The organism is uncultured Gimesia sp. (assembly GCF_937910335.1).
GTDB lineage: Bacteria > Planctomycetota > Planctomycetia > Planctomycetales > Planctomycetaceae > Gimesia.
This window is the reverse complement of record NZ_CALEMX010000600.1, coordinates 1-5,723: the sequence shown is the minus strand read 5'-3', so window position 1 is coordinate 5,723 and position 5,723 is coordinate 1. Positions and strand designations below refer to the sequence as shown.

The window sequence follows — 5,723 nt, the reverse complement described above, 5'->3', positions numbered from 1 at the left end:
GTTGATGAAAGTCGCCGGCGCGCTCAAAATTTGATTGACGAAGCGTGCCTCTCGATCGCCCCACTAGGGAGCCACGGCCAACGATTGGAAGAACTGGCCCATTTTATATTGGAACGAGACCACTGATGAAAATCGAAATTCTACCGCGGATCAAGTCACCGCTTGATATGCAAACTTTATCCGGGAGTGAACTCGAAATACTGGCTGCAGAAATTCGTGAAGTCTTATGTACCGTCGTGGAAGATCGGTCAGCTCACTTCGCCAGTAACCTCGGGGTTGTAGAACTCTGCATTGCCTTGCATATCGCATTCGACTTTTCACATGACCGACTCATCTGGGATACGGGACATCAAATCTATCCCCACAAATTACTCACCGGTCGCTACCCTCAAATTTCAACAATCCGCCGCAAAGGTGGGCTGATGGGTTATCCCAATCCTGAAGAAAGTGAATACGACCTCTTCATGACGGGACACGCAGGGGCCAGCGTTTCAACAGTCCTCGGCATGAAAGCCGGTGATGATCTGACAGGTGAATCAGACCGCAAATCGGTGGCCATCATTGGAGACGGTGCCCTGCCTTCGGGTATCGTGTTCGAAGCCATGAATAATGCTGCCGGTTTGAATAAAGATGTCCTCGTCATTCTCAATGATAATAAAATGGGAATTTGCCCACGTGTCGGAGGACTGGCCAAATATCTCGACAAAGCCCGTGTGGCCCCGTTCTATAATGGTTTAAAACGGGATGTCTCCTGGTTATTAAATAAAGTTCCTGTCGTCGGCGAATCGATGGAACATACGCTGGGCAGCTTCAAGGAAGCTGTGAAAGGTTTTCTGCACGGGGGAATTCTGTTTGAAGAAATGGGCTTCCGCTATATTGGACCTGTGGATGGTCATAATATTGAAGAACTTTCCGGTTACCTGCAGATGATCAAAAACATCAAAGGACCTGTCCTCTTGCATGTGTTAACAGAAAAAGGGCATGGCTTTGAACCGGCTACTAATGATCCCGTCTCATTTCATGCGCCGGCACCCTTCCAGCGCAATGAAGAAAATGAAATTGTGGCTGCCGAACAGCCCGGCAGCACTACATCCAAATCATTTACCGATGTAATCAGCAGCTCGATCTTTCAAGCAATGACCGAGAATGAAAAAGTGGTTGTCCTTACAGCGGCAATGTGTGCTGGAAACAAACTGGGAAAAATTCGTGATGGATTCCCCGATCGATTTTTTGATACCGGGATTTGTGAAGCACATGCGGTTGCTTTTGCAGGAGGCATGGCCAAATCAGGGTTGCGGCCCGTTGTTGACATCTACAGCACGTTCCTGCAACGCAGCTTCGATCACATTTTCCAGGAAGTGGCGTTACAGAATCTACCCGTTACATTCTGTATGGACCGGGCCGGAATCGCGGGCGAAGATGGACCCACTCACCACGGAGCCTTTGATAACACCTTCATGAGGTGCCTCCCCAATCTCGTAATGATGTCCCCCGGAGATGCCCGGGATGTCGAACCTATGCTTAACTTCTCGCTGCAGCATCAGGGACCAACGGCCATTCGATACCCGAAAGCACCCGCTGATTCCGTCGAGAGGGATGTTGCACCCATCGAGCTTGGAAAATCAGAAGTCTATGTCTGGGGTAAAGACGGCATGCTCATCGCATTTGGTTCCCTCTTTACCAATTGTATCCAGGCCGCGGAAAAACTCCGCGAGGAAGGGCTCGATATCGGTGTGATCAATGCCCGATTCTCCAAACCAATAGACACAAATGTAATCAATCAGGCGATTCAGGAATCGGGCTTTGTGATTACCATCGAAGAGGGTACACTTTGTGGCGGTTTTGGTTCAGCCGTTTTGGAATCGGCTAACGATGCCGGACTCAACACAAGCCATCTCAAACGACTCGGAATTCCTGACCGCTTCATCGAACATGGTAATCGAAACGAACTACTGATCGACCTCGGGCTGGATGTTGCTGGAATTATAGCAACTGCTCGTGAGATGGTTGAACAGACAAAAGTAACAGTAAACGAATAATTCCCCTTCTTTCATTCTCCAATCAGTATGGATGCTTGATCTACGGAGCTTTCCGAATGTTTTCAATGAATACTGTTTTTCACTCACGGATTCTAAGTTTGTTCTGCCTTTCTCTTGCTGTGAGTACAACCAGCCTCTGTTGGGATTTGGAAGTCGCTTTTGCAGAAACCTACGAATTCAGTGAACCGATCAAAGACAGCCGCACGTTTAATGTCAATTCCACCATCAAAGTGGAAGGTCAACTGGAAACAGCAATCAAATCGGGAAAGGCACGATCACTCAAGCTCGATGTAGAAGGCAAGCTTCAGTATCTGGAACGAAGACTCCCCGGAACAGGGCGTGATGCAGAATCACTCAGATCACTACGCTATTACGAATCCGCCACAGCAAAGATTGATGTTCAGGGGCAGAAAACATATGCCCGCGGTCGAGATAAAAATCGCATGATCGTCGCGGAAGGCACTTCAGAAGGCCTGGCCTTACATTCCCCCACCGGACCTCTCATGCCATCAGAATTGGAATTGCTCAACTCTCCGGGAGATAGCCTGCCTGTGATAGCACTCTTACCTCAATCGGATGTAGAAGTAGGTGAAGTCTGGACACCCGATCGATGGGTACTTCAGTCATTGACAGGGCTCGAAGCAGTTTTGAAGTCGGAATTGACTTGCAAACTGGAATCTGTGGAAGCAGATGTCGCTCAGATCAGCTTTCAGGGAAAAATAGACGGCGCCACTGTCGGCGCGCAAACAGAAATCTCAATCACAGGCATGCTTCAGTTTCAGCGCCAGGAAAATTTCATCAGCCATCTGGAAATGGAACAAACAGAAAAACGCTCTGTTGGTTCTGTCAGTCCGGGAATGAATGTCACTGCCAAAGTAAAATGGGATCGTACACTGACGAAGACACCAGGACCACTGACCGATGAAGTTCTAGAGACCATCCCGCTGGAAACAAAACCGGAAGCTCGATTTCTGAGTTTCGAACCTCCCTGGAATGTAAGATTACTTCTCCCGCGAGACTGGTATGTCTTTCATCAGACAGGTCAGGTTGCCGTCTTAAGGTTGCTCGATAAAGGGAGTCTGATCGCGCAAGTCAACATCTCAAAAATCCCATCCGTCAAACCGGGCAGCCATACCTCAGAGGAACAGTTCCAGCAGGATATTCGTACCTCTCTAGGCAAGAAGCTGGTCCAAATTCTCAAAGCGGAAAACCTCTCTCCTGAGGATGGAAGATATATTCACCGAGTCACAGTGGCCGGCAAGTCAAATGAAGTACCCGTGCAATGGATTTATTACCTGTGTACGGCTCCCACCGGCAGACAGATTTCATTCGTCTTTACCGTGGATGAAAAACTGGTCGATCAGTTGGCTAATCGGGATACAGACATTGTCCTGAGTCTTGAATTTCTCGAAGCAAAGGCGGCTCCCGTACAGGCAGGACCTGCAGAAACCAGCGAAAGAAAATAAGCTTCGCACTTCATTTCAGGTGCTCTAAGCATCGAATTATGATCTGATCAACCGCATTACCGACACATTCATAACAACCCCACTCCCGTTTCCTGCCCCACACTAATTTGCAGGACACATCCCTCAGAACTGTGTACTAAGCTTCATTTGTGTAGAACTTAAAATAGTTTTCTACGCGTTGAGTCACCTCTGACTAATAATGAGTCTCTGACAACCACAGTTTACTCTCCCCAGAGAGAAACGTATTTGCTTCCCGTTCAGGAACAGATGCATGAAAACTATCGTATTAGCATCCTTGTATGCCCTCTCGAATGAAGCTCTGATTTGTTTCGGTGCCGGATTACTGGTAGCCGTCATTCTGGGTTTTACGGCAGGTTACTTTCTCGGCAAGAGCGCTCCTGCACGCGATTTTCGCCGCGCGAAAAAACATATTCAAAATTGTTTTCAGCATGTGAAAGAGGCTCTGGATACAGCGCAATCCGCCTGCCTGTTGCTAGAGAAGTTTCCGGGACTGATGCTGACGAAAGAGCAAACGAACGAACTCACCAAAAAACGCACTAACTTGCTGGACTTAATTAATCGAGTAATTGAACGGAAAGTTGCGGATCAGAAACAAAGACCGCCTGAAATCATTCCAGAAAAAAAGAAAACCCAGGACTTTCCGGCAATGCAGTGGGTGTTTCAACCAGAACAAACACATTTAAAGCTGCCAAACACTTCAGCCTTTGAAGCCAATCTGGAAATGATGTTACTCGCAGGAACATCAACTGATCTGAACAGTGGCCTGCTGCTAGTGCAAATGAATCAGTATGAACAGCTTAAAGAACGTTTTGGAATCATGGCCCCGATCAAGTTTATGAAAACGATCTCTCGTCTGATCTTACATAAAGTAAGAGATGAAGATGTCATTTGCATTTGGAACTCAGACACGCTCGCAATTCTGTTTCCCGGCGTTTCCATCGATGAGGGTCAAACCCATGCGGAAATCATCCGTGACGCCATTCGTCATCACCATTTCCGTCTGGAAACAAATAGCCCGGAAGTCGTAGTAACGGCCAGTCTTGCTTATCTTTCGTGCGTTCCCGGTGACTCGGCAGAACTGGTCTTGGACCGTGGTTTACATGCATTGGCCAAATCACAGAAAAAAGGCCGTAACCAGCTGATCATTCAAGACAGCAACTCCTACGAACACAAACAGGCAGTTTGAAAAAGCGACCAGGTCGAATGACACTTCCGCTGTTTTTTGAATTGCTGTCGCATAGCTCGCCCCTTCGAAACGATGTCACGTTTTGAAATTTTTGCCCGTAGTTTAGAGACGTGATACTTTATCAGTTTTGTGATTCGGATTCAATTTCCCAAAGACTGATTTCACCCTCAGATAGAGTCGCAACGAACTTACCATCTGGAGAGACTTCTAGAGCTTTAGGCATATCTCCTTTTAATTTCTGCTGATATACCAATCGCCCATCTGAAATTCGGTGAATATGAAAAGCAGCAGTGCCCGTCTTGGACCGCATCTTTCTGATTCTTCCTACCAAAACATAAATGTAATTTCCATCCTCAGAAATAAGAGTTTTTAATAAGAGTGATCTGCAGGATATCTACCAGTTCACCTGTGCATTTTTCGTATTAATACCCAAACATGTTCCGACATCTTGCGATATAATTAATAAATCCTTTGTAAGACCGAAAGCGAGATCATAAATATTTTCATCCAATTTTATTTTCCGAACAGGTTTCGAATCGTTCGTTAGCAGGACGTTCACATTGTTGTTCCAATCAGCAATTGCAAAATTGGCAAAATCCTTCGAAAAAGCGGCACATCGTACATCATACTTTAACTCGATTCTTGTTACTTTTGTTATTTGCTCTCCCTGATATCCCAAAAACTCGACCGAACCATTGCCTCGGATCAGATTCAACTGTGAACTTTTCTGATCAAAAACCATAGAATGAATATAGAGCGGATCACGATCATTAATGGACGGCTTGTGTAAAAGCGATAGCTTTTTCTTTTTGAGATTGAGATTCCAGACATCTCCATTTAGGGTTGCTATAAAGATGATATTCTCATCAAGGGGAACCAACTGAGTCAATTGAACGGACCGATTGATGCTTAATTGATTTTCGTGTTTGGCACTGGATATATCCCAAATATGAAGCGTGCCTTTTAATGGATTCACTGCGTATAGTTTTTTTGAGTTTGTGGAAAAGCAAA

General features: G+C 46.2%; 4 protein-coding genes. 3 read left to right on the top strand and 1 reads right to left on the bottom strand.

Annotated elements, in window-relative coordinates; genetic code table 11:
* Positions 1-125: 125 nt before the first annotated feature.
* The 3 genes from dxs (at position 126) to Q0668_RS24515 (ending at position 4,712) form a co-directional block, all read left to right on the top strand.
* On the top strand, positions 126-2,039 hold the full coding sequence (dxs, locus tag Q0668_RS24525) for a 1-deoxy-D-xylulose-5-phosphate synthase (protein WP_298869187.1): 1,914 nt from the start codon (positions 126-128) through the stop codon (positions 2,037-2,039).
* Positions 2,040-2,095: 56 nt separating this feature from the next.
* Positions 2,096-3,505 carry a hypothetical protein gene (locus Q0668_RS24520; protein WP_298869186.1) on the top strand — a complete coding sequence of 470 codons (1,410 nt, stop codon included), beginning with the start codon at positions 2,096-2,098 and terminating at the stop codon, positions 3,503-3,505.
* Positions 3,506-3,776: 271 nt separating this feature from the next.
* Positions 3,777-4,712: a diguanylate cyclase gene (locus Q0668_RS24515; RefSeq protein ID WP_298869185.1), complete on the top strand. Its 936-nt coding sequence runs from the start codon at positions 3,777-3,779 to the stop codon at positions 4,710-4,712.
* A 394-nt stretch (positions 4,713-5,106) separates the two neighbouring features.
* On the opposite strand, the gene Q0668_RS24510 is transcribed toward Q0668_RS24515, so the two are convergent.
* The coding region (locus tag Q0668_RS24510; RefSeq protein ID WP_298869184.1) for a hypothetical protein at positions 5,107-5,723 on the bottom strand (617 nt) is incomplete at its 5' end.

What these genes read in the sequence shown, in the direction of transcription:
- Q0668_RS24520 (WP_298869186.1), top strand. Translation starts at nt 2,096, where the DNA reads ATGTTTTCAATGAATACTGTTTTTCACTCACGGATTCTAAGTTTGTTC.
- Q0668_RS24515 (WP_298869185.1), top strand. Translation starts at nt 3,777, where the DNA reads ATGAAAACTATCGTATTAGCATCCTTGTATGCCCTCTCGAATGAAGCT.
- dxs (WP_298869187.1), top strand. Translation starts at nt 126, where the DNA reads ATGAAAATCGAAATTCTACCGCGGATCAAGTCACCGCTTGATATGCAA.